This is a genomic window from Alteromonas sp. ABH4_454, assembly GCF_056311775.1.
The window spans coordinates 861933-888825 of record NZ_CM149972.1; the positions used below are offsets into that span (position 1 = coordinate 861933).

General features: G+C 44.4%; 22 protein-coding genes. 9 read left to right on the forward strand and 13 right to left on the reverse strand.

Going from position 1 to position 26893, the window contains the following annotated elements; translation table 11 throughout:
- Positions 1–52: 52 nt before the first annotated feature.
- Both ACYX4W_RS03835 and ACYX4W_RS03840 read right to left on the reverse strand, forming a co-directional pair.
- Positions 53–1450 carry a sugar porter family MFS transporter gene (locus tag ACYX4W_RS03835; RefSeq protein ID WP_476074715.1) on the reverse strand — a complete coding sequence of 466 codons (1398 nt, stop codon included), beginning with the start codon at positions 1448–1450 and terminating at the stop codon, positions 53–55.
- 10 nt (positions 1451–1460) lie between these two features.
- Positions 1461–3122 carry a sulfatase family protein gene (locus ACYX4W_RS03840; RefSeq protein ID WP_476074716.1) on the reverse strand — a complete coding sequence of 554 codons (1662 nt, stop codon included), beginning with the start codon at positions 3120–3122 and terminating at the stop codon, positions 1461–1463.
- A gap of 591 nt (positions 3123–3713) precedes the next feature.
- Here ACYX4W_RS03840 and ACYX4W_RS03845 point away from each other — a divergent pair.
- The 4 genes from ACYX4W_RS03845 to ACYX4W_RS03860 all read left to right on the forward strand — a co-directional run bounded on the left by ACYX4W_RS03845 (position 3714) and on the right by ACYX4W_RS03860 (position 11888).
- Complete coding sequence (locus tag ACYX4W_RS03845; protein WP_476074717.1) at positions 3714–6053, forward strand: TonB-dependent receptor; 2340 nt, start codon at positions 3714–3716, stop codon at positions 6051–6053.
- 241 nt (positions 6054–6294) lie between these two features.
- Complete coding sequence (locus ACYX4W_RS03850) at positions 6295–8586, forward strand: beta-glucosidase (protein WP_476074718.1); 2292 nt, start codon at positions 6295–6297, stop codon at positions 8584–8586.
- Between the two features lie 11 nt (positions 8587–8597).
- Positions 8598–10304, forward strand: a complete 1707-nt coding sequence (locus ACYX4W_RS03855) for a sulfatase family protein (RefSeq protein WP_476074719.1) — start codon at positions 8598–8600, stop codon at positions 10302–10304.
- Between the two features lie 399 nt (positions 10305–10703).
- A complete protein-coding gene (locus tag ACYX4W_RS03860) occupies positions 10704–11888 on the forward strand; it encodes an MFS transporter (RefSeq protein ID WP_476074720.1) in 1185 nt (394 codons plus the stop codon).
- A gap of 42 nt (positions 11889–11930) precedes the next feature.
- Here the strand turns inward: ACYX4W_RS03860 and ACYX4W_RS03865 are convergent, their stop codons facing one another.
- A complete protein-coding gene (locus ACYX4W_RS03865; protein WP_474834267.1) occupies positions 11931–12641 on the reverse strand; it encodes a GntR family transcriptional regulator in 711 nt (236 codons plus the stop codon).
- A gap of 210 nt (positions 12642–12851) precedes the next feature.
- Between ACYX4W_RS03865 and ACYX4W_RS03870 the strand changes: the two genes are divergently transcribed.
- Together ACYX4W_RS03870 and ACYX4W_RS03875 are read left to right on the forward strand one after the other, a co-directional pair.
- Positions 12852–13895: a Rieske 2Fe-2S domain-containing protein gene (locus ACYX4W_RS03870; RefSeq protein ID WP_476074721.1), complete on the forward strand. Its 1044-nt coding sequence runs from the start codon at positions 12852–12854 to the stop codon at positions 13893–13895.
- 19 nt (positions 13896–13914) lie between these two features.
- The gene (locus tag ACYX4W_RS03875; protein ID WP_476074722.1) at positions 13915–14868 is read left to right on the forward strand and encodes a PDR/VanB family oxidoreductase; all 954 of its coding nucleotides are present in this window, start codon (positions 13915–13917) and stop codon (positions 14866–14868) included.
- Positions 14869–14954: 86 nt separating this feature from the next.
- Here ACYX4W_RS03875 and ACYX4W_RS03880 read toward each other — a convergent pair whose 3' ends face one another.
- Genes ACYX4W_RS03880 through ACYX4W_RS03905 form a run of 6 tightly spaced genes read right to left on the reverse strand, consistent with a single transcriptional unit; the run spans position 14955 to position 20374 of the window.
- Positions 14955–16088, reverse strand: coding sequence for an FAD-dependent oxidoreductase (locus ACYX4W_RS03880; protein WP_476074723.1), 1134 nt, complete (start codon positions 16086–16088; stop codon positions 14955–14957).
- Positions 16085–16447, reverse strand: coding sequence for a Rieske (2Fe-2S) protein (locus ACYX4W_RS03885; RefSeq protein ID WP_476055342.1), 363 nt, complete (start codon positions 16445–16447; stop codon positions 16085–16087). The genes ACYX4W_RS03880 and ACYX4W_RS03885 overlap by 4 nt, the downstream gene beginning before the upstream one ends.
- A gap of 9 nt (positions 16448–16456) precedes the next feature.
- On the reverse strand, positions 16457–17380 hold the full coding sequence (locus ACYX4W_RS03890) for a VOC family protein (protein WP_476074724.1): 924 nt from the start codon (positions 17378–17380) through the stop codon (positions 16457–16459).
- A 12-nt stretch (positions 17381–17392) separates the two neighbouring features.
- A complete protein-coding gene (locus tag ACYX4W_RS03895) occupies positions 17393–18550 on the reverse strand; it encodes an alpha/beta hydrolase family protein (RefSeq protein WP_476074725.1) in 1158 nt (385 codons plus the stop codon).
- A 53-nt stretch (positions 18551–18603) separates the two neighbouring features.
- Positions 18604–19392, reverse strand: a complete 789-nt coding sequence (locus ACYX4W_RS03900) for a cyclase family protein (RefSeq protein ID WP_474834255.1) — start codon at positions 19390–19392, stop codon at positions 18604–18606.
- A complete protein-coding gene (locus tag ACYX4W_RS03905) occupies positions 19385–20374 on the reverse strand; it encodes a fumarylacetoacetate hydrolase family protein (RefSeq protein ID WP_476074726.1) in 990 nt (329 codons plus the stop codon). Before ACYX4W_RS03905 ends, ACYX4W_RS03900 begins: the two co-directional genes overlap by 8 nt.
- 150 nt (positions 20375–20524) lie before the next feature.
- Between ACYX4W_RS03905 and ACYX4W_RS03910 the strand changes: the two genes are divergently transcribed.
- The 3 genes from ACYX4W_RS03910 (at position 20525) to ACYX4W_RS03920 (ending at position 22907) form a co-directional block, all read left to right on the forward strand.
- Positions 20525–21424, forward strand: coding sequence for a LysR family transcriptional regulator (locus tag ACYX4W_RS03910; RefSeq protein ID WP_474803097.1), 900 nt, complete (start codon positions 20525–20527; stop codon positions 21422–21424).
- 249 nt (positions 21425–21673) lie between these two features.
- A complete protein-coding gene (locus tag ACYX4W_RS03915; RefSeq protein ID WP_474803094.1) occupies positions 21674–22075 on the forward strand; it encodes a protocatechuate 4,5-dioxygenase subunit alpha in 402 nt (133 codons plus the stop codon).
- Positions 22068–22907: a class III extradiol dioxygenase family protein gene (locus tag ACYX4W_RS03920; protein WP_474803091.1), complete on the forward strand. Its 840-nt coding sequence runs from the start codon at positions 22068–22070 to the stop codon at positions 22905–22907. The genes ACYX4W_RS03915 and ACYX4W_RS03920 overlap by 8 nt, the downstream gene beginning before the upstream one ends.
- A 92-nt stretch (positions 22908–22999) precedes the next feature.
- Here ACYX4W_RS03920 and ACYX4W_RS03925 read toward each other — a convergent pair whose 3' ends face one another.
- The 4 genes from ACYX4W_RS03925 to ACYX4W_RS03940 are packed head-to-tail and all read right to left on the reverse strand — an operon-like array spanning position 23000 to position 26879.
- Positions 23000–23956: an aldo/keto reductase gene (locus ACYX4W_RS03925; protein ID WP_476074727.1), complete on the reverse strand. Its 957-nt coding sequence runs from the start codon at positions 23954–23956 to the stop codon at positions 23000–23002.
- Between the two features lie 42 nt (positions 23957–23998).
- Positions 23999–24937, reverse strand: coding sequence for a Gfo/Idh/MocA family oxidoreductase (locus ACYX4W_RS03930; RefSeq protein ID WP_476074728.1), 939 nt, complete (start codon positions 24935–24937; stop codon positions 23999–24001).
- Between the two features lie 35 nt (positions 24938–24972).
- The gene (locus ACYX4W_RS03935; protein WP_476074729.1) at positions 24973–25863 is read right to left on the reverse strand and encodes an amidohydrolase family protein; all 891 of its coding nucleotides are present in this window, start codon (positions 25861–25863) and stop codon (positions 24973–24975) included.
- Positions 25860–26879, reverse strand: coding sequence for an amidohydrolase family protein (locus ACYX4W_RS03940; protein WP_474857220.1), 1020 nt, complete (start codon positions 26877–26879; stop codon positions 25860–25862). Before ACYX4W_RS03940 ends, ACYX4W_RS03935 begins: the two co-directional genes overlap by 4 nt.
- Between the last annotated feature and the right edge of the window lie 14 nt (positions 26880–26893).

Below are 26893 nucleotides of genomic sequence, written 5' to 3' on the forward strand. Positions count from 1 at the left end.
TTTCCCTGCTTGACGAGAGTTGATGACAATAGCGTCACTTTTGGTGCAGGTGTTACATTGCTTCAAGTGATTTGCCTTTCGTCTCTTTCACGAACTTCACGACAAAGAAAATAGATAAAAATGCAGCAAGTGCGTAAAGACTATAAGCTCCAACCAAACCAATTGCTAAAAGCAATATTGGGAAGGTTATTGTAATGAGGAAGTTGGCGCTCCACTGTGCAAGGCCACTTATAGCTAAACCAGACCCCCTTACTTGATTAGGAAACATTTCACCTAACATTACCCACATCACGGGCCCCCACGATAAATTAAAGAAGAAAACGTAAACATTAGCCGCCACTAGAGCGAGTGTTCCCATATGACCCGGCAGCTGAAGCTGTCCTTCTATAAATTGTCCGCTTTGAAATGCGATAACCATTAACGCTAGTGCTGTTGCCATACCGACCGAGCCGACAGTGAGTATGGGCTTTCGGCCCCATTTATCGATCAAGGTAATGGTAATAATACAAGCAAAGATACTCAGCCCTGCACTGAGTATATTTATTAGTAATGCATCTGACTCTGTAAACCCAACGGCTTGCCACAATACGGCACCGTAATAAAACACCACATTTATACCAACAAGCTGTTGTAAAACGGCTAGACCAATACCTACCCATACAACAGGCCTAACTTTGTTCGTTGATGTGTCGAAAATATCTCGCATTGAAGGCTTATGATCAGCTTGCAGCGAGTCAGATATCTCGTTGTATATAAGATTGGCCTGCTGTTCTCCAAAAAGCGCACTTAACACGCTTTTGGCTTTTTCTTCTTTTCCAGAGAAAACTAAATATCTTGGGCTTTCTGGTATAAAGAACAGTGCGAAAAAAAACAAACTTGCTGGGGCAAGTTCTACCCAAAACATCCAACGCCAGGCTTCAAATTCTGCCCACAATATGTCAGTTGATTTGCCTGCCGATAGCGCCAATGCATAGTTGCTAACAAATGCCGAGAAGAGACCAGTAATAATGGCAACTTGTTGAATAGTCGCCAAAGCGCCCCTGTATCTAGCTGGTGCAATTTCTGCAATATAAGCCGGTGACATGACGGAAGCTGCCCCTACAGCTATCCCTCCAAGTACTCGGTATATAACAAATTCAATCGAGCTACTAGCGAGCCCCGAGCCTAACGCTGAGATAATAAAAAAAACTGCTGCGACAATCAGCAGGCTTTTCCTACCAAAAATATCTGCTAATTTCCCCGCAAAAAAAGCGCCAATGGCACAACCTAATAGCATTGATGCAACGTTAAAACCTGTGCCTATATCATCGGCATTAAACGCAGATTGCAGTCCGTCGATGGTCCCATTAATCACGCCACTGTCGAAACCAAATAAAAAACCGCCAATAGTCGCTACCAAGCTGACCAGAATAATAGTGAATCGGTTTTCGTTAGTGTTTGCTTGTTGCACAAACTTTCTCCTAGTTGTTTTTATTCAGACTTTCCATGAAGGGAAAGTAAAGCTCACCTTTTCTTTCCTTTTCTATCTTCAAAGGAGTATCAGGGAATAAGCCGTTGTATTTATCAAATCTATTAGGTTCTACTTTCCACCAATCGGGAAAGGGAGCTGCTTCTAAACCCTCTTTTTTACGCAAGTTCAACCCCTCTGAGAGGCGAGCGTTGAAAGGAACAGAAGGCTTTGCACCTGTTGCTGGAAATAAAGATTGATAAAGCGCTTTGCGAAGAGGAAGCAGTTTTTCTGCGTAATCAGGGTGGCGAATTAAGTTTTTCCGCTCATCGGGGTCAGTACTTAAATCATACAGTTCTTCTATGTCCCAAACGCCGTGGTACTGAATGTATTTGAGGTCGCCTCGTCGTATTGAGAATGTGGTTGGGGTCATAGGAAATGAATATTCCCAGTAATACTCGTACACAAAGTCAGGGGCATCCCACTCCTCTTCCTTTACCGCACCCGTGGCAACGGGTAAGAAGCTTTTCCCTTCGAAGTGACTTGGTGCCGCTATACCAGCAAGGTCCAAAAATGTTGGAGCCAAATCAAGGTTTCGCACTAATGTATGGTTGCTCTCTCCTTCAGGAAGTAGACCGGGAGCACTAATAACAAGCGGTACCTTTATAGAGCTTTCATAAGCATTTCTCTTATCAATTAGGCCGTGTTCCCCAATCATAAAGCCGTTGTCGCTGTAAAAAACAACCATAGTATTATCAAAGAGATTTTTCTTTTTCAGATAGCTAATAATTTCGCCTAAACCATCGTCTACCGCTGACAACGTAGCGTAATAATTTTTTAAGTAGTCACTCATTTTTCTGTCACTGGCATAGAAAAATTCTACGCCATGCCAGCTATTTCTTTGATTGTGAACCCACATAGGCTTGTTTTTAGCATCTTCCTTTGTCACCTTTGCGCTTTCAGGCAATGTGAATTCGACATCTTTGTACTGGTCTTTGTGGCGAGCGGCAGGCGTTGCATCTGAATGCACTGCTTTATGGCTTAGATAAAGTAAAAATGGCTGTGTTTGGTCGATATCGTTATCTAGCCACTCAAGTGCATAGTCGGTTAACTCATCTGTGATATAGCCTTTTTGATCAACGTGAACACCATCGACATTTAGCTGGTTTACAATCCCTTTATTGCGTAATGGTGGCGGTACCCGGTCTTGCGGATAGTAGGTGCCCTGACCGGTGAAACTTACCCACTTATCGAAGCCTTTACGGGGCATATCTGAGTGAGACCCCATATGCCATTTCCCAAAAAAGCCCGTTTGGTAGCCCGCGTCTTGTAAATACTGAGGGAAAAAGGTTAACCCCTCTTCGCTAGAATTATTATTATCAACGATCTTATGATTGCGAGTAGACATGCCTGTCAAAATTGATGCACGGCTAGGTGAGCACAAAGACGAAGTCACCAATGCATTTGTGAAGTGCACGCCGGTTGATGCCAAATCATCAATATTGGGGGTTTGGAGAGTAGGCTGAATGAAGCCCATTCCGTCATATCGAAGATCATCAACTAATACAAATACAATGTTTCGCTTCTGGCCATGCTCGCTTTCAGTTGCCGAGGCCTGGACAAAAAGAGTAAATACACTGCAAACCGTGAGAAAAACCTTTAATGTGCGCTTCAATTTATTCTCTCCAAAAAATTGCGCCGCCTTAGCGGCTCACACTATTGCGAAACTTCACAGTCGTCTGATAATTCAAGCGAGATGTAATGTGATCATGTCGAGGTGAAGTAAGATATGGAAAAGTAATGCGTGCCCCAATCAAGCGCTGAGCTACCTGCAGTGAATGTAACCTACGGCGTGTATTTCGTCGCTGGTCATGAAACAAATTACTTTTAACATTTCAGTAACCACCGATCCTAGAAAAAGCCGCGTTAAGGTAAAAATCGAAATTACAGATACTAAATATCTCTATACTCGATAGACGTCGTTGACGTTATTTTTTTCGATGTTTACTCGGCTCAATAAAGGAACGAAGTCCACGGGTTTAGCTGCGTTTAGAGCTCAGGTGTTAAACGTTTTGCTAAGTATCATAGTTTGCGATAGGTGGGTATCACGAAATCGGAGTGTTCAAACGTTTCTATTTGGTTAAATTCTTGTAAACCGTTGGGTGGCTAGATTCAAAGACCGCTTTGTGAAACTAGCTAGCACATAACGCACTTTAATAACGCGGCACAAATAACACTCTCGAATGACTACTGAGAAGAGGGACACATGAAAAGCACATCAAAATTTAAACAGTCAGCGCTGGTAACCCTTATAGCAGCTGTTTTTGCTCAATCAGCCGTTGCGCAGAACGCTGAAACCGAAGCCAAGGACTCTGAAGGCTTTGAAGTTATTATGGTTAAAGCACAGCGTACTTCGCAAGATATTCAGAAAGTACCGGTAAGTGTACAAACATTATCTTCTGACGATTTACAAAAACAAAGCATCAATGAAATCACTCAACTTTCAACGCTGGCGCCTACACTACAACTAGGGCAAGACAACACCTTTGCCATTCGCGGTATTGGCACTCAAGTGTTTGCAGAAACCATTGACCCGAGTGTGGCGTTGGCAATTGACGGCGTAAGCTTAGGACGAAATGCGCTTGCTGGCCAACCATTCAACGACATTGCCTCTGTTGAAGTGCTTAACGGTCCTCAAGGCTTGTTATTTGGTAAAAACGCATCCGCAGGTTTGGTAAACATTACAACAAGAAGGCCTGAGTTTGATGAATTCTCAGGTAATGTCTCATTAGAATATAACTACAGAGATACCACGCCCACAGATGCCAAAGGGCACATTATCAGAGGGACGGTAAATGTTCCTGTTTCAGATAATTCAGCGCTTCGTGTAAATCTGCTCAAATCGTCTCAAGATCCGCTTATCAAAAACGTGTTTCCTAATGACGATGTAAGAACAGACTTAGGTCAGGACAAATCGGGGATTAAAGTTAAGTACCTTTATGAAGATGGCCCCTTTTCTTTATACGCGATTGCCGATTACAACGAAAACGAAGGCACGGCTGAGCGCTACAGCCGAACCTATCGAACCGTAGATCCAAACAGTGAGTTATTGGACTTTTTTGAGCCAGACAATATTGTTCCAGGCCCTGAAAATATGACCAACAATTCAGATGGTGCAATGTTTAGCGACGTAGAGACAGGTGGAGCGCAAGTTGAGTTGGCGTATGAGTTTGATAGCGGTATAGAGCTCATTAATATTGCTGCGTGGCGTTACTTCGAAAGCGATACTAATTTGCACAATGACTTTGCATCTAGAAGAGACATTGTTGATAACCCAAATACCAACGACTACGAGCAATATTCAAACGAAGTGCGACTCGTATTCCCAAAAAATGACGATTATTCAGGGCAGGTTGGACTTTTCTACTTTAATTCTACCTCTGATATGACCAACAGCTTAGACGTTGAAGGCCCTCCTCCATTTGTTGCAGTTGGGTTCCCATTTTGCGTTGGCGCAGAGATTTCAGGACCACCCCCAGAGTGCCCGTATAGCAATGACGTTTTCTTAGGGAACGACAGCGATACTGAGCTAAAACAGGAAAGCTATGCTGTTTTTGGTCAGTTCGACTTTTACTTGACCGATAAATTCACGGCTGTCGCAGGTGCTCGCGTTACGCAAGACGACATTTCAACAGACGTTTTACAAATGCAGCGTAATTACTTTGTTGGGATAGGTGGCCCGCGTGGTCGATTCCAAGAATCAGTCGATAATACCAACGTCAGTTGGAAGCTGGGCGCTAACTATGAGTACACCAATAAGGTCATGCTGTACGCATCGATTGGGCAAGGTTATAAAGCACCTGGATTTAATACAGATAACCAAGGTAACCCTGATATTCCATTTGCAGTTGAAGATGAAATATCGACCACGTTCGAGGCCGGTGTAAAGAGCAGACTGCTAGATAACAAGGTTATCTTGAACGTGTCTGTGTTCAACACTGATTTTGATAACTACCAAGCGCAGTCGTTTAATCTAGACGCTCAAGCGTTCATTATTCAAAATGCGGCAAGCGTAACGTCCCGAGGTGCTGAGATTTCATTAAAGGCCATGGCAACTGAAAACCTCACGCTCCAATGGGACACGTCATTACTAGACGCAACGTTTGATAGTTTTGAAGGTGCATCGTGTACGCCGGATTCTGAAGTTTGTGGTCCTGACGATGCATTCTTTGACGCCTCGGGTTATACGCTACCAATGGCACCTGACATTACTTCAACGCTGCAAGCAAACTATGAACAAGAGTTGACCGAAAACATGTACGGTTTTGTGAATGCAAACGTATATTACCGCTCGGAAACGTCTTATGGAATTGGTTCGCCTCAGAGGGAGCTTGATGCAATAACAACTTTAAATTTGAGTGCCGGTATCTCTACCTACGATGGTTTAAACGTCTCTGTTTTCTGCAACAACTGTACTGATGAAAAATATCCAGTTTCTATTGGTTTTGACGCAGGTGAAAACAATGCCGGGTTAGCCTCAACCGTACAGACATGGGGACTTAACTCAATGCGTACCATTGGTATAAGAGTATCTCAAGAGTTCTAATCAACTAAAGCGCTAGGCCTGCGCCTAGCGCACTTTTCACTCATTAAAGACCCAAAAAATTCGATATCCTGTAACTATCGTTTTTAACGATAGTTACATATCCAAATTATCAACTATTTCTCACTTTGTGATTCTTTTAGCATAATTTGTTAATTTTGTTTTAAAATTTTTCGACGATGTTGCGATTTACATGGCCTGGCAAACAGGGCAAAAGCGCGCATACTGCATGGAAAAAATTCATATGAAGTTTATAAAAAGATGCTCTGTTTTGATGGTTTTTCTTTCCGTACCCACTTTTTCTTCAGCTAATACGTCAGACGAGCTTAAACTTGGCAACGCGCCAGTGGAAGACATTGTTAAAGCAATGACGCTAGATGAAAAGGTAATGCTTGTTCGAGGAACTGGCATGGCCATGGAAACCGGTGGGCCGCAAGTCGGTGTAACTAAAGATAAAGTGCCTGGCGCCGCAGGAACAACTTATGCGATAGAGCGACTAGGTATTCCTTCCATCGTTTTTGCCGACGGACCTGCAGGTTTGCGTATCTCGCCCACTAGAGATGACCATGAAGCAACCTTTTACGCCACTGCTTTTCCTATCGCCACCTTAATCGGCTCAAGCTGGAACCTTCCTCTTGTTCAAAAATTTGGGCAAGCGGTAGGTAATGAGGCCAAAGCGTACGGCATTGATGTGATGCTAGCGCCTGCATTGAATATACATCGGCATGCCATGGGAGGGCGGAACTTTGAGTATTTTTCTGAAGATCCCGTTGTAAGTGGAATGATGTCTGCTGCGTATGTTGAAGGCCTGCAATACCAGGGGGTAGGTGCAACGCTAAAGCACTTTGTTGCTAACAACCACGAATGGAATCGTGATCAAATTGATGTAGAAGTGGATGAAAAAACGTTTAGGGAAATCTATTTAAAAGGGTTTGAAATTGCCGTGAAAGAGAGCGCACCATGGGCGTTAATGTCTTCGTACAATAAAGTTAATGGCGAATATACATCCGAAAGCAGTGCTATTTTAACGGACACCCTTCGTCACCAGTGGGGGTTCGACGGCATTGTAATGACGGATTGGTTTGGTGGCGATAATCCCGTAAAGCAAATGTCGGCGGGCAACGATTTACTGATGCCTGGTATGGATCATCAAAATGCTATCATCAAAGGTGCCGTTGAAAACGGTGCACTAGAAGAGTCTGTTTTAGATCGTAACGTTAGCAATATTTTGAATCTAATCGTCAAAACCCACTCGTTTAAGAAAAGCACGGTCACCAACAAACCACCCCTTCAAGAACATGCCAAACTCGCTCGCGAAATCGCTACAGAAGGGATGGTACTGCTTAAAAATGAACACCAGGCACTACCTTTACAGGCTGGTGCTTCAGTTGCGTTGCTTGGAAATAGTTCGTATCAAACAGCGATTGGCGGCACTGGCAGTGGCGATGTTCATGAAGCTTACAGTATTTCAATTGCGCAAGGGCTTAAGAACGCAGGAATACGTTTAAGCGAGGAATTATCATTACGTTACGATAAACACATCGCAACTGAAACTGCCAATTTGCCTGTATCCCACCACCCTTTAGCGGACATGATGCCAAGCCCTGCATTAGGTGAATTAGACATATCAACAACACTAGCTGAAGCGCTTGCACAAACCCACGATGTTGCCATCTTTACTTTAGGTCGCAATTCAGGAGAGTTCGTAGATAGAGAGCGTGAAGACTTTTATCTTACAGAACATGAACAGGCTCTTTTGACTGAGCTATCACGCGCTTTCTCGGCCAAAAACAAACCTTTTATCGTTCTTTTAAATGTTGGCGGTGTAATCGAGACGCAGAGCTGGAAAGAAAAAGCTGACGCCATATTGCTTACTCATCTACCTGGACAAGAAGCGGGTAATGCAGTGGCTGATATACTTACTGGTGAAGTAAGCCCGTCAGGCAAGCTTGCATCAACATGGCCACTTAAGCTTGAAGATTATCCATCAGATAAAGGCTTTCCTGGTTTTATCACCGATAAAGAAGCAGAACCAAATGGCATAACTGGCTCTCAACCATCTAAAGTTGTTTATCAAGAGGGGACACGAGTAGGCTACAGGTACTTTGATACGGCGAACGAAGCGGTAGCATTTCCTTTTGGCTTTGGCCTGTCATACGCTAACTTTAGCTATCAAAACGTGTCTTTAAGCAGTACGTCTTTTTCAGATGAGGTGAAAGTTAAGGTAACGGTTACTAATACCGGGGAGGTGCCAGCCAAAGACGTCGTTCAGCTTTATATTGGTGCACCACAAGGCCCACAATCCTTAATTAAAAAGCAGTTGAAGCATTTCGCTAAAACAACGCTGTTAGCGCCCAAGGCGTCAGAAGATGTAGTGTTTACCTTAACCGCAGAAGATCTCATGTCGTTTAATACAGAAAAGAACGCTTGGTACGCCGAGGCCGGGTTGTATGACGTGCATCTTGCTTCTTCATCTAAAAACATTTTCTCAACCCAGCCCCTTGAGTTGAAAAGCCCCATTTACCAGCCGCTTTAAAGGAGATTGCGATGTTAAGAAAACTTATAGCGATAGCATTATTAGCGGCGAATACGTCACAGGTAATGAGCGCTGAATTTGATAAGCAACGAGACAGCGAAAAGCCGAATATCGTTCTTGTTGTGGCAGAAGATTTAAGCGCGCGTATTGGTGCCTATGGTGACGACGTTGCGCGTACGCCAAATTTAGACAGTTTGGCTAACGAAGGCGTAATGTTCAACAATGTGTATACCATGGCTGGTGTTTGCGCACCATCTAGAGCGGGGCTTATCACTGGTGCTCCGCCACACAGAGTAGGTCTTCAGCATATGCGTACTGCAGACAGAGAGTATTTTGGTGTTCCGCCTGCACAGGTCAAAGCCTATCCTGAAATTCTTCGTAAAAATGGGTACTTTACTTACAACGATATCAAGACCGACTACCAATTTGCCAAAGGTGCCGTTGGCGTGGGGCCTTTTACTATTTGGAGTGCTAACGGAAATGTTCGCAACCCTGAAGACTCGCTAGTGCCTTCGGCATGGAGAACACATGACCTGCAGGGTAAACCGTTTTTCCTAAACTTAAACCCTTTTATTACACACGAGTCAGCGCTGTTTATACCAGAAAATACGCCACCTCATTTACAGCAAATGAACCAAATTAGTGAAGGGATCCGCGCAAACTACCAATTCAGTACACCCGACTTAGATAAAATTACGGTGCCTCCTTATTTAGTCGATACAAAAGAAACGCGGCAGGAAATCGCGAGGTTTTATGAGAATATCGAGGTGATGGACCAACAAGTTGGGGCTGTCATCGAGAATTTGAAGAAAGATAAACTGTGGGACAACACCATCTTTATATTTACCACCGACCATGGTGATGCGTTGCCTCGCAGTAAGCGCGAAGGGTTAGTATCAGGTATCAAAGTACCAATGATTATGCACATTCCCGAAAAATATAAACCCGATTGGATGCCAGAAAGTGGCCAAGCAATAGACCGGTTAGTGTCTTTTGAAGACATAGCGCCAACCCTGTTGGGTTTTGCAGGCATCGAAAGGTTACCCTATATGCAGGGAATTGATTTATCTGATGACGCACCGGTCAAACGGCACTATATTTTTGCTGATCGTGCCAGAATGGACGCTGTCGACCTTCGCTCTTACTATGTACTAGACGAAAACTATCAGTACGTACGCAACTACGCTACCCAACCAAATGGCTCTGAAATTAAATTCAGAAACGTACTCTCATCAGTTAAAGCCTTGAACAATGCTAAAGCGAGCAACACGCTTACAGCCCAGCAGAAAAAATGGTTCGACAGCAAGGTGCCAGAGGAGCTTTATGACTTATCAAAAGATGCCGAGCAGCTTGTTAACTTAGCGAGCAATCCTGATTACGCCCATGTCCTGTCGCGTTTCAGAGAGCAGTTGGATAACTGGCGTAATCTTGGTAGTGACTACAACTTAATTGAAGAGAGCGTATTAATTCAAGATAGCGGAAATCGTCATGACGCGCAGCAAACAACCCTTCCTGCCGTTGCCGAGATTGATGAGATCACAGGTAAAGTTTTCATAGCCCCTAGAACAGAAGGTGCATCCATAGGCTATAGCTATGACAACAAAGTATGGCAAGTTTATGATAAAAGCTTTGTACCAGATAGTGCGCACAATAAGCTTTTCATCAAAGCGGTACGCTATGGCTGGGCAGAAAGTGAAGTTATCACATTAATGTACTAGCCACCACTAAGCTGGCTCTGCAAGGCAGCGCCAGCGCCTTCAAAGGGATCTCTCTGTAAAAAAATCTGCTACAGCCTTCTAATCCGGCTGTAGCTATTTTGGTAATTTTTCAATACCTAACTATTTGCTACCTCTTATTCCTTAAAACATTTGCCTTGCGATAAAAAGTACACCTAGCTAGCGGCGGGTCGGAGAGAGAACGCATAGCTTAGACCAGCACGTATCAATGAAAAGCTCACTCATGAATATGTCACAAGGGCCTTTTATGAGCACATACAGTAAGTATCGCAATTGCCAATACCTGTATATCGAGGCGAACAATTATCCTTCGAATCCTATGCAAATTACTATCAAGTGAGATAAGCGGTAGAGACAATAAAAACCAGAAGGGGTACTTGTATGACTGCTTTAGATAAACAAGGCGTAGCGGCGTCTAAACATGGTGTGATTTTAGTTTTAGCAGCCATTATGCCCACTATGGCAATCATTTCTTTAGTACCGGTTTTACCGCTATTTATGAAAGAATTTGCCTACATAGAAGGCGCTGAATTTTTAGTACCAATGGCAATGACAATCCCCGCGCTTTGTGTAGCACTGTTCTCTCCCATAGCCGGATGGCTATCAGATAGAGTTGGCCGAAAGCCAGTGTTGCTTACCGCGCTAATCATCTATGCATTCATTGGACTTGCACCCTTCTTCCTCACTAATTTGTTCCATATTATTTTATCTCGCGTGGTGTTAGGTATGGCAGAGGCTGCCATTATGACGGTCGCAACAGCACTCATTGCAGATTACTACACGGGTAAAGCACGTCAGCGATGGGTAACAATACAAATTGCCAGTGTCAGTATTAGTGCAATAGTACTTATTGCCTTTGGCGGTATTTTAGGAGAGCTGTTAGGCTCAAGAGGCCCTTTCTTATTGTATATTCTCGCTCTCCCCATAGCCCTCTTAGTCCACCGAGTTTTGTTTGAACCTTCCGCGTCTTCTAAAGATACCGCATCCGGCGTGAGAACGCCGTGGCGCGACATTCTTCCGATACTTATAACAACGTTATTTGTTGGTGTAATCTTCTATACCATCATCGTTAAATTAGGAGAGATATTAGCGCTATCAGCCGAGGTCTCACCAGGTGTCATTGGGGGGATTGGTGCCGCTGCGAATATCGGTGTTGCGCTAGGGTCTATCGCATTTAAAAAAGCCAAAGGGTTAACTGGCCCATCGCTTATAGCTGGTGGTCTAATGCTAGCTACTTTAGGCTATGTTGGCGCGGCGGTTTCCACGTCGTTGGTTATGACTTCTGTATCTGTGGTGATAGCCTGCTTGGGCTTTGGCTTGTTACTACCCACCACACTCAACTGGGTATTGAAAGTGCTACCAGTAAATGTTCGCGGAAAAGGCACTGGACTGTGGACTGGCGCATTTTTCCTTGGGCAATTTAGTGCGCCAATTCTGGTTACCTTACTTCAGGTAGAGTTTGGTGGTCTGTATAACGTATTGATGCTATTTGCGACGTTAGCGTTTTTGGCCGCGCTACTAGCGCTTGTAAAAACAAAGCATGCGCAGCCGCTTGTTGCAAAGTAGCCGATAATCAAGATTCTCTGCGGGCCCTCATGCTCCTAGGGCCTACATTTTTCTAGGCTTGTATAGCTTATACGTATTGGAATTAAATAAGTCGATATGATTGATAGTGGCAAGAGAGTGCTCTTTTAATAAAGCCTCCACACGCGCACCTTGGCCTTTGATCATGGCATCTGCAATAGCATGATGCTGAGTATGAGCGTATTTGAGGCGATGAAACTCTCTGTCTAATTGGTTCGGGTCGTATGCAATGGCACTTACCGAGGCGAAAGGAAAATGTTCATTTAGCTGCAACGCACTTTTAATTGACGTGTTTCCGCTTGCGTTGATAATAATATCGTGAAATGTTTCGTTCATCTGTTGATATGCTTCTATGCCAGCCTCATCAATGCTGCCATCAACAAATAGTGCATCTCCTTGTGCCAAGCACGTTTTTAGCTGTTCAATTGTGTGCTCGCTGCATCCTATCTCAACCGCTTGTCTAGCTGCTAGACCTTCAAGTACACCGCGCACTTCTACCGAATTCGTAATTTCTGTAACGGTGACTTCTTTTACTCGATAGCCTCTAGCAGGAAGCTTTTCAAGAAGTCCTTCCTGCGCTAAAGAGCGCAGCGCAATACGAACCGGGGTTCTTGATACTCCCAAGGCTTCTGCAGCTTGCGTTTCTGCCAGACGCTTCCCAGCAGGGAATTCACCCATCAATATTTTCTCTCGAAGAATACTTACTACGGCTGGGTTCGTTTTTGTCTCGCTCATAATTCACTTACATACATCGAAATTGGATCCAATTTACCGTTTTTAATCAGTGCAACTCAAGTCCTGTTTCCTGCTAATTGGCGATTATCAAGGGTGCTTAGGAGCTTAAAGGACACGTTATTTAATTATTGGATCCAATTTACGTTTAAATAACTTGATTTTAACGTGTTATGGCATATATTGGATCCAATTCTGGATGGGGACAACAATATGAAAGAAAAAATTTATCCGTTAAACACATGGTATGTAGCGTGTTATTCACATGAAGTAAATTCTGACAAACCATTAGCACGTATAATTTGCGATGTGCCGCTGGTTTTTTTCCGTGATAGCAATAAAACCGTTGCTGCGGTTGAAGATTTTTGTCCCCACCGCGGCGCACCTCTTTCTCTAGGCTATGTTGAAAATGGAAAGTTGGTGTGTGGCTATCATGGCCTAGTGATGGGGAGAGAAGGTAAAACCGACGCTATGCCCAAGCAGCGGGTAGACAAATTTCCATGCATCAAAGCGTTTAAAGTCGTCGAAAAGTACGGCTTTATCTGGCTGTGGCCGGGTGAACAAGACCTTGCAGATGAAGATGCGTTACCTAATCTATTTTGGGCCGATAGCCCTGACTGGGCTTATGGTGGTGGGCTGTATCACATTAATTGCGATTATCGGTTAATGGTAGATAACCTGATGGATCTCACCCACGAAACCTACGTGCACTCAACAAGTATCGGGCAATCAGAAATAGAAGAAGCACCAGTAAATACAAAAGTTGAGGGTGCACAGGTTGTGACCTCACGCTTTATGGAAAATATTGTAGCCCCTCCATTTTGGCAAGCGGCTTTGGAAGCTAATGATTTACCTAAAGAAGGAAGCGTAGACCGATGGCAAGTTTGTCGCTTCGACTTACCCAGCCACATTATGATTGAAGTGGGTGTTGCTGTGGCGGGAGAAGGCGGTATCAATGCGGCACCAGATAAAAGGGCTGGCAGTATCGTTGTCGACTTTATTACGCCAGAATCTGACCAATCCATACATTATTTTTGGGGAATGGCGCGAGATTTCAAAGTTGATGATACAGCACTAACTGAGCAAATTAAGCAGCAGCAGGGCGCGGTATTTGCTGAAGATCAAGAAATCTTAGAAGAGCAACAGAAGAACTTAAACTTATATCCCGATAGGCAGCTTCTCATGCTGGATATCGATTCTGGCGGTGTTATGGCCAGAAGAATGATAACCCGCGCTATCAAAGCTGAAAGCCGTTAAGTCACGGGAGATAAAGTTTATGCAAAACGTTAAGATAACACTTAAAGAAAAGCTCACCGATAACATTACAAGGCTTAAACTAAGTGCCGTTGATGGTACAAGTCTGGCGCCATGGGAACCCGGTGCACACATAGAACTGCACTTAGCTAATGGGTTACTCAGACAATATTCCTTGTGTGGCGCTTCTAACAATAGCGACTATGAAATTGCCATTCTGCGTGAAAGCAATAGCCGTGGCGGCTCATCGTTTATTCACGATGAGTTGGAAGCTGGTCATGAGCTACAAATTAGTGAACCCAAAAATCACTTCCCGTTTACCCTGCCTGCTAAGGATACTACAGTACTATTTCTTGCCGCAGGAATTGGCATTACGCCTATTTTACCTATGGCAGAGTTATGCAAAGAAAAAGGGCTGCCCTTTGAATTCAGTGTGTGTGCAACTAATGCTTCTGCAATGCCCTACGGCGACAGAATAAGGCAGTTGCCAAATACGAAGTTCTACTTTTCTAACGATACTCAGTCGTCTCGACTTAGCGTAAAGGACTATTTGAAAAGTAAATCTACCCATATGCCTATTTATGTGTGCGGCCCTCAGCGGTTTATTGACGATGTTATAGAAAGTGCACTTGCGCTTGGTTGGAATGACACGCTAATAAACCGAGAGTACTTTTCAATCGATAAAAGCAGTCTTGAAAGTGACGAAGATAAAGCTTTTGATGTCGAGATAAAAAGTACCGGTCAAATAATTCACGTTCCTGCTGATGAAACCATTCTTACCACATTAGAAGACAGCGGCATTTTTCTTCCTGTTGCGTGTGAAGAAGGGGTTTGCGGTACGTGCGTAACTAAAGTTCTGGAAGGTGACGTCGAGCATCGTGATGTGTTTTTAAACGAAGAAGAAAGAGCGGATGGCGCCTTGATGACACCGTGTTGTTCTCGAGCAAAAGGCACAAAGCTGGTATTGGATCTTTAACTTTAACAGGTTTTAGTTTTTTATATTTAAAGCAAAAAAAGCTAGCAGTAAACTGCTAGCTTTTATTTTATAAGCACTTTAAAAGTTTAGATAGGCTGTGCTAAAGCAATAATAGATTCGCGCATAATTTGTGTGTGCTCTTCTTTATCGCCACCTTCAATTTCTATCTGACATAAGCGAGCAGAGTTTTCGACAACCATTCTACAGCGCTCCCAGCGTCTTTCTAAGAACGAATTGAGTGCCTGTTCAACTGTAACATCCTTTGCTAACTCTTCAGCTAAAACGATGGCACTTTCAATGCCTATGCACGCCCCTGAAGCTAAATGCGGAGTGGTTGCGGCCACAGTATCACCAATCAGTACCACTCTTTTTCTATGCCAGGGGGCAGGTACTAAAAGATTTCCCAGAGCTCGAAAATCGATAAGTGAATTTTCATTCAGCATATCTTTAAACTGATTAACCATGGGGGCAGGGAAGGTACCCATTAATTCTTTTAGTTTTTCAACGTAAGTGGCAGGGTCGTATTTAGGTCTTTCCTTTTTGTCTTCTGTCAAAAACAAGTACATTTCATCTTTAGACATAGGGTTAACACCAACTTTCAAGTGCGGACCTACCCACATCATTGTATTTTTTACTTCAGGAAGTTTTGGCAGCACAGCGCGCCACACACCTTGGCCGATATATTTTGGTGCTTCAACTTCAGGAAATACATCTTTACGTACTTGCGAGTGCACGCCGTCTGCACCGATAACTAGGTCGTAGGTTTTGGTCGTACCGTCGGTAAAACTGACTTCTACGCCCTCGTCGGTATTAACCATTTCTTTATAGGTACAGCCTAAGCGCACATTCGCGCCAGACGCCAAGGTTTTTTCGGCAAGGATCTTTGCAAGGGTAGGTCGCATAATTGCGCCTGCGCCTGGTATACCGTCAGCGTTGGCAACAGAGGGCGTAGGGACATGCGCTAAGTGCAAACCGTGCGGCGCAAACAAATCTAATCCGTTGTGTGCATGACCTTGCTCTAAAAATTCATCCAATATCCCAATTGTTTTGAATGCTCGTAAAGTTGCACCGCCAATGCTGATACCCGCGCCGTCTGTACGCCAGTTTTCATCTATCTCTACTAAGTCTGTTTCTATATTGCGCTTTCTTAATTCGATAGCGGCGGTCATACCTGAAAAACCGCCCCCAATTATTAAAACATTGCTCACACTTGATTTCATAATTTAAAGGCCTTTATTGTTTTTTTTGAAATCCAAATTTGTTGGTTTGATTCAATTCGTATGGGTATTTTTTGAATTCGTTGATGTTTACAAGGTCCTTGAATACAAACACCCGTCGCTATGTCGAACAGCGCGCCATGTGCAGCACAAACAATATGCTCGCCTTTTACATCAGTGTACTCATGTCGCTTCCATGGAAGTGTAGTACTGTTGTAGTGAGGGCAAACATCTAAATAAGCGAAAAACTGGTTGTTTTTTCGAGTAACGAAGAACGTATCTTTACCATTTTCGCTTATTTTAAACCCTTTTGCCTTCCCTTCCTGAATCTCTTGGGTACTGCACAATAAATGTTCGTCCATAACAGCAGTCTATTTAGCAGGTGGTCCACCTGAAGGTGCCCACTTCTCTCTATGCTCTAACAAAAAGATTTGAGAGTAGTCTGGCCCCATGTTCGCTGCGCGCTCTTGCCACGTATCGTCATGCTGGTCCATATCGGCATCAAATTCCATATTGCATCCAAACGGACTTTTGAAATACCAAAACCAATTCGACCCATAAATGTGGCGACCAGGCCCCCAAAAGCTCTGATAACCTTTGTTCACCATGTTAGTACCCGCCCTGACAACATCTGTCGGGCCGCCAAGGTGGAACGTAAAGTGCTCAATACCCTTCATGTGAGGTGGGGTCTTTATAAAGAACAACGTGTGATGGTCCGTTGTCCCTGCCGGGCGCATAAACGCCCCAACACCATTAAATCGGTCAGTGGTTTTAAAGCCCAGGCGCTGCTCGTAAAACTGTTCCATAGCGGCTGAGTTAGGCACAAAATATACAACGTGAGATAACGAGTGGATCTTCGGTGGCGTTGATTCGTCTACTCCGTTCACATTCACGCCACGGTTAATATCGCCCGGCGCATTTATTTTTTCTGACCGTAAGTCTGTTGTGTTGCGAAGGGTAATTTGAAAACCTAATACAAAGCCTAAATCGTCGACAGCTTCAATACTTCCGTCAGAAAGTACTTTTACTTCTCTGTCTTTAGACAATTCGGCGTTAATGGCATCTAAACTCGCTTGATCCGGAACACCGTAAACCGTTTTTCTAATGCTAGCGCCGGTTTCTAACGGTGCAGGTAATGAAGGGTCGTCTTTCAACCGAATTTCTAGGCCGGTACCGTCTTGAGCAACAAAATTGTGCTCATCTACTTGTTTAAGCCCATAATCCAAAACGAATTGTGTTGTTGCGTGTGTGTCATCTACACCAAAGACTAGCTTGTCTAAGCCAATAATATTCATCGTTTTTTCCTTCTAGGCAGTACGCGCGTTAAAGGTTTCAGCAACCCAGTCCGCGATGTATTGACCCGCGTTAGCACTGTTATCGAAACTCGAGTGTTGAACACCACCTTCTCGCTCGGTAAAAATCTTAAGTTTGCGTTTCGGGCTGTTTACAAGCTGCTCATAGGTTCTTTCTGCCCATTTAAGAGGAATTTGTGAGTCCTTCGAACCATGGGTGACCAAAAATGGCACTTTGATCTTTTCAATTTGCCCGTCTAAGTGAACTTTCTCGGCGATTTCCATGAATTCTTCCATGGTTTCTGCACCCCATACCCATTTCACGTGCGCCCAGTAATGCGGCACTGGGAAATCACCTTCCTTTTCTAAGCGGCGCTTCTGAACATCACGCCAGTCATGGTTTGCACCCCAGCATACACCCAAGGCTAAACGTGGCTCGTTAGCGACTGCGCGGGGGCAGAAATAACCGCCTAACGATACGCCTTCCATGCCAATGCGATTGCTGTCTATCTCTTCACGCTGTTCAAGCCAATCAACAGCTGGAGACGTCCAGTGCTCGCTGTCGTAACGGGCGTGAAGGCCTTGCAGTCTTAACGCTTCACCTGTTCCAGGCTGATCTAAAATCAACGAAGAAACCCCACGCTTGGCCAGCCAACCCGGTAAGCCAACGCGATATTTCATTTCTTTGGTTGAGTCTAAGCCGTTAACCTGGATTAATACTGGGGCAGGGCCTTCTACATTTTCGGCTCTAACATACAGTGCTGATATGTGTTTGCCTTCATAAGGAATTTCCACACGCTCGCAGTTTTCTTTGCCCAGGGTAATAGATTTTTGAAAAAGCTCGAGCTGATGCTTGTACAACTCTAGGCGTCCTGGCGCTTTATGCGCTTGTAAGCGTTCGCACGTAATTAAGTACGAGGAAGCACGGTTGTATTTTTCAGCCGCTGAAAACAATCGGCCTCGGCTTTCATCTTCTTCAGCGAGCTCGACGAGTTTATTTGCCATTTTTGCCCAGGTATCACGAAATGCCTGCACACCCTCTTTGTCGGGTTGTTTTGCCGCTTCTTTTAATGGCGCACACATTTCTTCAATTTCGCCAATACGTGCACCCATTTCTATGGCAAGGTCGACTGACAGGTTCCAAACATAGTTTGTCGGGAAATATTTAAACATTGTAGTTTCCTGATTTTTCTGCGGCGCAAATGCGCCAAGTTAGCTCTGATAATTTATTTTTTTATAAATGCAACTGCGCGAACAAAGCCTGCAGAGGCGTGTTTAATTTTGTAAGGAAAACAAGAGATCAAAAATCCAGTTGCGGGCAACGCTTCTAAGTTGCTCAATTTTTCCATTTGACCGTAACCAATATCCCGACCTGCTTTATGGCCTTCCCAAATTAAGGATGCATCGCCGGTCTCGGCAAAGCGTTCACGTGTGTATTTGAAGGGAGCGTCCCAACTCCAGGCGTCAGTGCCCACCACTTTTACGCCTCTTTCAAGCAAATACATTGTGGCTTCGCGGCCCATGCCGACCCCTGCGTCTAAGTAACCTGGTTCACCAAATATCTTGCCCGCACGGGTGTTAACCACAACAATGTCCAGCGGCTGTAAATCGTGATTAATGCGTTGCAGCTCTTTTTCCACATCGCTGGCAGTAATAATGTAGCCGTCTTCAAAGTCGCGAAAGTCCAGCTTTACGCCCGGTTGGAAACACCACTCCAGGGGCAATTCATCAATACCGAATGCAGGCTTACCGCCATCAGTAGTTGAGGCATAGTGCCAGGGTGCATCCATATGGGTGCCGCTATGGGTGGTTATTGCAAGCCTTTCTGCCGCCCATGATTCGTTGCCAGGTAACTGATCGAGGGTTAGTCCCGGAAACATTGACGCCATTTCGGGCCAGCCTTCCTGGTGGTCCATGTAATCGATTTTGGGCAATAAAGGCGGTGGATCGGTGTGTGGGTTATTGTCTAACGTCACCGACAAATCGATAATTTCGTATTCTCTTGGGTTAAACATTTGAGGTCTCCAACTCTACGTTTTGGATAATGTCGCCAAATAAGCTGGAGCCATTTTTATCCAGCGCTCGCATCGTTATTGTTTCGCCCACTTTTAAGAAAGGCGTCTTGGGCTCGCCAAATTGAACAAGTTCTTTTGCGCGGAGTTCTGAAAGGCAGGCTTGGCCTTTGTTAGGTGTGCTATCAGATACCGTGCCCGAACCAATGACTGAGCCAGGTGGAAGGCTTCGTGCTACAGCAATATGTGCGATGAGTTGGTCAAATCCAAAGAACATCTTTGCGCCATCAGGTGCACCAAACCACTCGTTGTTTCGGTGGATTTCTAAAGGTGCACAGACCTTTGAATCTTGCCAATGCTCACCAAGTTCATCTGGCGTAACGGCAATAGGTGCGAAGGCTGTGTCGCCTTTTGCTTGTACAAAGCCGAACCCCGTTTTCATTTCGCGGGGGGCAAGGGCACGGAAACTGACGTCATTTAACATGACGACCAGACGAATGCTCTGCTTGGCCTCTTCTTGTGAAGCGCCTATAGGAACATGGCCGGTTATGACGCCGAACTCACCTTCAAAATCGATACCATGTTCTTCTTTTGCGGCAAAAAGTGGTTCGCGTGGCCCCCTAAACGAAATGCCAGAGCCCTGGTAAACCAAAGGGTATTTGTCGGCGCCTTCAATAGGATCTAAGTTGAAGGCTCTTTGCATTAAGTGCCCGTGATTTAAATAGCAAGAGCCGTCAAGCCAGCTCCAAGCGCGGGGTAGGGGCGCTAAACATTGCTCGGGCTTAAAGTGAGACGCATTATTCGCGTTCCCATTATTAAGTAACTGATATCGCTCGTTAAGCTTGTCATAACACGCATCCCAATTATCCAGTGCAAACTGCATAGTAGGGGCAATATCACTAACTTCTGTACACAAACTATGGTCCTTAGAAACAAGTACTAGCTTGCCATCAGGCCCATTGCTTTTGAGTGACGCTAACTTCATTGAATAAAGTCTCTTCGTAATTAAAAGTTTTAATTATTGTTAACAGAAGATGGTAGTATTCAGAGTTACTAAGCAAAAATCGTTTGTGCCGATACGTGATATCTCAAAAACCGTTGGTACAAAATAGGTAGATAAGTTCTCGGGGTAGAAATGCGGTACGAAAAACTAGACTTAAACCTGCTGGTGGCGTTAGAAGTTTTGCTAGAAGAAAAAAACATTACGAAAAGCGCTTATCGACTGCACCTTTCGCAGTCGGCAACAAGTGGTATTTTATCTCGTTTGAGGGACTATTTTGATGATGATTTGCTTGTACAAATGGGTAAGCAAATGCACATCACGCCACTTGCCGCTGAAATGCAGCAGCCAGTCAGCGAAGTGCTAAGCACTATTAGAAACCGCATTATAGATAAGAAAATAAACACACCAGAATTATCAAATCGCAATTTCAAAATTATTGCGTCAGACTATGTAATGCAGGTGGTGCTGGCTGATTTATTGGCCTACGTCACGAAAGTAGCGCCGAACATAACATTTGAATTTATGTCTACTTTTGCTGGTGATTTAGACAGCCTCGCAAAACAAGGCGCTGACCTTATTATTGCCCCTTCTGCTTTCATGCTCGATGGCTATTCATCCCAAGAAGTTTTAGATGATGAGTTCGTTTGTATAGCGGATGAAAACAACAGCAAGCTAAATGGCCATATTACCCTAGAACAATTCTCAGACATTGGCCATGTAACCATTGGCTATGAAAAAGCGAGTCAATTGAGCATAGAGAAATGGATGGTAGACTCAGATGAAGTTAACCGCCGCGTAGAAGTCATCGTCAACGATTTCTCTAGTATGTTTTTTACAGTGATAAATACCGAAAGGGTGGCCCTAGCACCAAAGCGTCTTGCTGAAATTAACGCAAAACATCTCCCTATAAAGATTTACGATATTCCGTTTAAAACGCCACAGTTGAATGAGTCTATGATGTGGCACCCAAGTTTAAATAACGACCCGCTACACAAGTGGCTGCGAGAACAAATTCTTAAACATAGGCCCTGAAAAGGTTATAAAAAAGGCCTCTAAGGCCTAGTATTGCTGCTGCCTAACTCCCACACAGCCGTTGGGCCTTTCTCAATACAGCGTTAACCGTTGTCCCATAATGGTTAGTGCTGTATTTGTACCAAAACCATGCGTTTACTCACCTTCGACAAAAATCTATGAAATGTACAAATATTGATGCGCTTTCGCCATTATAAAAGCAGGGCGCATTTATATAATAAAGGTACGTTTTAATTTGGAATACGTCTAATGACTTGGCAGAAAAAAGATTACGAGGACATTCCTGGTACCTATGTGTTCGATGGTAAACGCGCTCACCCTGCTTATGCTCTAAATAAGCTACTGTTTTCTTTTAACAACGAAGAAAACAGAACGGAATTTGATAAAGACCCTGCAGCGTATTGTGACAAGTATGGTGTTAAAGGTGAGTATAAAGACGTCGTGGTAAATTCTGATTTTCTACAAATGCTTAGATTAGGCGCCAACATATACTTCATGGCAAAAATGGCTATTCCTCGCGGCGTGTCTGTACAAGACGCAGGTGCCGCTTTTCAAGGTATTACAACGGAAGAATTTAAGCAGAACTTGGTGGCCAAAAGCGACGGTCTTATAGAAAAAATTAAGAAAAAAGGAGACTACTGGAATGGCTAAAATCATTGGTGGAATAACCAGTTCGCACATACCTGCCGTTGGCAACGCTATTACTGAAGGTCTTCAGCAAGAGCCTTATTGGAAAAGGTTTTTTGACGGGTACGGACCTGCGAAAGACTGGTTAAATGAAGTAAAGCCAGACCTGGTTATTGTTGTATATAACGACCATGGCTTAAACTTTTTCTTAGATACCGTTCCGACCTTTGCTTTAGGGTGTGCAGATGAGTATCACAATGCCGATGAAGGGTGGGGCTTAAAGCCGGTTAACCCGTTTAAGGGTAATGCACCACTTTCTTGGCATATCGCAGAGTCGCTTATTGAACAAGAAATAGATATCTGCACTTGCCAAGAAATGAAAGTCGATCATGGTTTCGTTAATCCTATTCGCGCGTTGTTTGGCGATTGCGAAGAGTGGCCGGTAGAAGCTATTCCGCTTGCTGTAAATACAGTACAGCACCCAGTACCAACTGCTGCTCGTTGTTTAAAATTGGGCAAGGCGTTGGGTAAAGCACTGGAGTCATATCCTGAAGACCATAAAGTTGTGATATTGGGTACGGGCGGCATGTCGCACCAGCTTCAAGGCGAACGAGCCGGTATTATAGACGTCGACTTTGATCTTGAGTGCATGGATAAGATAGCTGAAGAACCTGAATGGATGACGCAGTTTTCAAATGCTGAAATTATGGAACGAGCGGGAACAGAAGGTATTGAAACCATAATGTGGCTGGTCATGCGCGGTGCGCTAAAAGACGATGTTAACGTGATACACAAGCACTACCATGCACCTATTTCAAATACGGGCGCAGGTGTGTTGGTTTTAGATAACCGCTAAGATAACGCGGCGTACATAACGCCGTAAGCATAGCGTAAAACAAAAAAGCGGCGAGTACATGTGAAGTACTCGCCGCTTTTTATTTAGCAGTATTAAAATTCTTCTGTGTCTATATCAGCCTGTGCAGCGGCCGGATATCTTGGGCCTTGCACCGTTTCTTGATTAATTAACTGACCGGCGCGCACTAATATATTACTATCAATGGTTAATTCGCTCGCCCGCAAATTCTCCTCTAAATGAGTGATAAAGCGGGTGCCGGGTAAAGCGTGTATATAGTCTGCTTGTTTCAAAACCCAATGAATGGCCAGTTGCGCGGGTGTACATTCAGCTTCATTTGCTAAGGCTGCAAATTGGGTAAATATACGTCGGTTTTGCACCCAGTTTTCACCTTGGAACCGAGGCATTCCCCGCCTAATATCACCACTATCTAAGTCATCAATATGGGCAAATGTATTACTTAAATATCCACGTGCTAAAGGGCTAAAGCCAACGAAAGCAACGTCTAGTTCTTCGCATTTTTTCAGAACCGCAATTTCTGCATTACGTGTCCACAGTGAATACTCTGTTTGCATCGCGGCTATTGGATGAATGGCGTGCGCTCTAATAAGCGTTTCGGCAGACGCTTCAGACAAACCAATCGCGCCAATCTTGCCTGCTTTAACCGCATTTGCCAACGCGCCAACACTGTCTTCTACCGGCACGTTAGGGTCAATCCTGTGCAAATAGTACAAGTCGATAAAGTCGGTTTGTAAGCTTTTTAACGCATTATTAAGCGTAGCCTCTATAGCTTTAGGCGAGCCATCAATAGTGCGCTTGCCGTTCACGCCAGTCATCCCGCACTTACTGGCCAGCAAAATCTTGTCTCTGAAGGGTTTTATCCCTTTTCCGACAATGCGCTCATTTTCTCCGAAGCCATATAATGCCGCAGTATCAAAATGATCGACGCCTAAATCATAAGCCTTGTGTAGTAAATCGATAGCATCATTTTCGCTGAGTTTGCCAGAATAGGCATGGCTAAAGTTCATACAACCAAAGCCAATCTCACCCACCTGTTTACCCAAAAGGTTACGTGTTTTAATAATCGCCTCCAACTACGCTAGCTGTTGCTCAAGGTCATGAAGCACTTTATAGCAGCCCAATACGCTCGCTACGCTAGCGTTGGGTTGGCGGCCTTCTTTTATCGCGCTAATAAATTCGCGGTCTTGTAGTTCAATACCATTTAATGATACATCAACGGTAGACACATCAATTGGTTCTTCATGGCCGTTAACAAGGTCGTCGTATCTTGCGATATAAGTGCCGTTGTCGCAGATGTATCGGAAGAATGTACCTAACGGTCCTTCATTATTGAAAGATAGTGAAAGGGTACAAATGGCGCCATTTTCAGCTTGAAGCTGAATTGACATATCCATAGCAATACCCAGTTCAGGGTGAATCGGCCCCTGTACGGCGTTCGCTTTTACAATAGGCGAGCCTGCTTGGTAGGCAAATAAATCAACCGTATGAGCAGCGTGGTGCCAAAGCAAATGGTCTGTCCAAGAACGAGGCTCACCTTTCGCATTAATGTTTTTGCGACGAAAGAAATAAGTTTGAACGTCCATTTGCTGAATATTTAATTCACCCTTGCGCAAACGCTTATTTAGCCATTGATGAGATGGGTTAAAGCGGCGAGTATGACCCACCATGCATACCAAATTAGACGCTAGTTGTGCATCCATGACGGCTTGAGAGTCTTCCCAACTGTCGGCGAGTGGTATCTCAACTTGTACGTGTTTGCCCGCCTGCATGCATAAAATAGACTGCTCGGCATGCATCTGGGTGGGGGTGCAAAGAATAACGGCATCGGCATCAGAGGTTAGTGCCTCTTCAAGTGTGGTGTACACATGGGGAATCTTGTACTCATCGGCAACCGCTTGCGTTTTTTGCGGGTTTCGGCCCACTAAACCGACAACCTCAGCATCATCAATTTTGCTCAATGCATCTAAGTGCTTTATACCAAAAGCGCCAGGACCTACAACTATAATTTTCATAAAATCTTCCTCAATTTCAAAAGCAGTATCGAGCCTTAAGACCAATAAAGCTTCATTGGGTTATCAACCAAAAGTTTGCGCTGTAATCTTTCTGTAGAGGCAATAAGCGGAATGAAATCAACCAGCTTTCCGTCATCCGGCATGTGACTTTTCATATTCGGGTGAGGCCAATCTGTGCCCCAAATAACACGGTCTGGAAAGCGTTCAACCACTTCTCTGACGAAAGGGATGACATCGTGGTAACCGTTACTCGGCCCAGCCAGTGAGATTCGCTCTGGGCAACTCACCTTCGACCAAAAATTGGTGTTCTCTGTCATTAGTTTTAGAAATAACCCAAACTCTTCACCGTCTACCGGTTTACTCACGTCGGGACGACCCATGTGATCAACAACAACCGTGGTTGGCAGTGCGGTAAAAAACGAATAAAGCTCTGGTAGTTCTTGGGCTTCAAAGTAAATAACAATATGCCAGCCAAGTTCTTTAATGCGGTGCGCTACTGTATTTAATGCATCAAACGGCAGGGCATCGACTAAACGTTTAACAAAGTTAAAGCGCACGCCTCGTACGCCAGCTTTGTGCAGTGCATACAACTCTTCATCTGAAATATCAGGTTTTACGGTGGCAACGCCTCGCGCAAGTCCCTGAGAGTTGTTTAGCGCATCAACTAATGCACGGTTGTCGGCACCGTGACATGTCGCCTGCACAATAACATTTCGGCTAAAACCTAAATAATCACGCAGCGCCCACAACTGCCACTTAGATGCGTCACATGGTGTGTATTTTCGCTCAGCAGCAAAAGGAAATTGTTCACCAGGGCCAAACACATGGCAGTGCGCATCTACCGCGCCTTGCGGTAATGTAAACTGTGGTTTCGACGGTGATGGGTGCCAGTGTAACCAATCTGGATCAACGGTAAATTTGCTCATAGCCCCATTCCTTTTAGTTTGGCATCTAGTCGAGGGTATACCCTACGAGCATTGCCAGAAAATATTAACTGCTTATCTTCTGTTGGAATATCCAACGCATCAATATAGCGTTTTGTGTCATCAAAATAATTACCCGTTTGAGGGTCAATACCTCGCACTGCGCCAATCATTTCTGAGCCGAATAGAATGTTTTTAATGTCAATAACATCGAATAACAGGTCTATCCCGGGTTGATGGTAAACACAGGTGTCAAAATACACGTTTTGCATTACATGTTCATCGAGTGGAGGCTGCTTTAGCATATCAGCTAAGCCACGATAACGCCCCCAGTGATAAGGTACGGCGCCGCCGCCGTGTGGAATAATAATGCGTAGTTCGGGGAAGTCCTTAAATAAATTACCCTGCAAAAATTGCATGAATGCCGTGGTATCTGCATTCATATAATGAGCACCCGTAGCGTGGAAGTTCGCGTTACACGAGCCCGACACGTGGATCATGGCTGGTACATCTAGTTCTACCATTTTTTCATAGAACGGATACCAGCTTTTGTCCGTTAAAGGCGCTGATGTCCAATGGCCACCGGAGGGGTCTGGATTTAAGTTGCAGCCTACAAAGCCCAGCTCATTAACACAGCGCTCTAGCTCATCTATAGAGTTTTTGATTGGAACACCGGGTGACTGGGGTAATTGACACACACCAATAAAGTGTTGAGGGTATAAATCGACAACGCGCTTAATCAGGTCATTGCATGCGCTGGTCCACTGCTTTGATACTGCTTCATCGCCAACGTGATGCGCCATCGCAGATGCACGCGGCGAAAATATTGTCATGTCTGAACCACGCTCTTTTAGTAACTTAAGCTGGTTTTTCTCAATACTTTCTCGAATTTGGTCATCGCTAATATAAGGAACTTCAGGCAGCGCCTTGCCATCTTTAAACGCTTTAATTTGCGCCTCTCTGAAAAGCTGTAGTGGCTCGGGTGCAGTGGTGTAATGTCCGTGGCAATCAATGATCATGTTCGGTCCTCTTT

Coding starts and splice junctions, on each gene's coding strand:
- ACYX4W_RS03845 (WP_476074717.1), top strand. CDS start 3,714: ATGAAAAGCACATCAAAATTTAAACAGTCAGCGCTGGTAACCCTTATA.
- ACYX4W_RS03850 (WP_476074718.1), top strand. CDS start 6,295: ATGAAGTTTATAAAAAGATGCTCTGTTTTGATGGTTTTTCTTTCCGTA.
- ACYX4W_RS03855 (WP_476074719.1), top strand. CDS start 8,598: ATGTTAAGAAAACTTATAGCGATAGCATTATTAGCGGCGAATACGTCA.
- ACYX4W_RS03860 (WP_476074720.1), top strand. CDS start 10,704: ATGACTGCTTTAGATAAACAAGGCGTAGCGGCGTCTAAACATGGTGTG.
- ACYX4W_RS03865 (WP_474834267.1), bottom strand. CDS start 12,641: ATGAGCGAGACAAAAACGAACCCAGCCGTAGTAAGTATTCTTCGAGAG.
- ACYX4W_RS03870 (WP_476074721.1), top strand. CDS start 12,852: ATGAAAGAAAAAATTTATCCGTTAAACACATGGTATGTAGCGTGTTAT.
- ACYX4W_RS03875 (WP_476074722.1), top strand. CDS start 13,915: ATGCAAAACGTTAAGATAACACTTAAAGAAAAGCTCACCGATAACATT.
- ACYX4W_RS03880 (WP_476074723.1), bottom strand. CDS start 16,088: ATGAAATCAAGTGTGAGCAATGTTTTAATAATTGGGGGCGGTTTTTCA.
- ACYX4W_RS03885 (WP_476055342.1), bottom strand. CDS start 16,447: ATGGACGAACATTTATTGTGCAGTACCCAAGAGATTCAGGAAGGGAAG.
- ACYX4W_RS03890 (WP_476074724.1), bottom strand. CDS start 17,380: ATGAATATTATTGGCTTAGACAAGCTAGTCTTTGGTGTAGATGACACA.
- ACYX4W_RS03895 (WP_476074725.1), bottom strand. CDS start 18,550: ATGTTTAAATATTTCCCGACAAACTATGTTTGGAACCTGTCAGTCGAC.
- ACYX4W_RS03900 (WP_474834255.1), bottom strand. CDS start 19,392: ATGTTTAACCCAAGAGAATACGAAATTATCGATTTGTCGGTGACGTTA.
- ACYX4W_RS03905 (WP_476074726.1), bottom strand. CDS start 20,374: ATGAAGTTAGCGTCACTCAAAAGCAATGGGCCTGATGGCAAGCTAGTA.
- ACYX4W_RS03910 (WP_474803097.1), top strand. CDS start 20,525: ATGCGGTACGAAAAACTAGACTTAAACCTGCTGGTGGCGTTAGAAGTT.
- ACYX4W_RS03915 (WP_474803094.1), top strand. CDS start 21,674: ATGACTTGGCAGAAAAAAGATTACGAGGACATTCCTGGTACCTATGTG.
- ACYX4W_RS03920 (WP_474803091.1), top strand. CDS start 22,068: ATGGCTAAAATCATTGGTGGAATAACCAGTTCGCACATACCTGCCGTT.
- ACYX4W_RS03930 (WP_476074728.1), bottom strand. CDS start 24,937: ATGAAAATTATAGTTGTAGGTCCTGGCGCTTTTGGTATAAAGCACTTA.
- ACYX4W_RS03935 (WP_476074729.1), bottom strand. CDS start 25,863: ATGAGCAAATTTACCGTTGATCCAGATTGGTTACACTGGCACCCATCA.
- ACYX4W_RS03940 (WP_474857220.1), bottom strand. CDS start 26,879: ATGATCATTGATTGCCACGGACATTACACCACTGCACCCGAGCCACTA.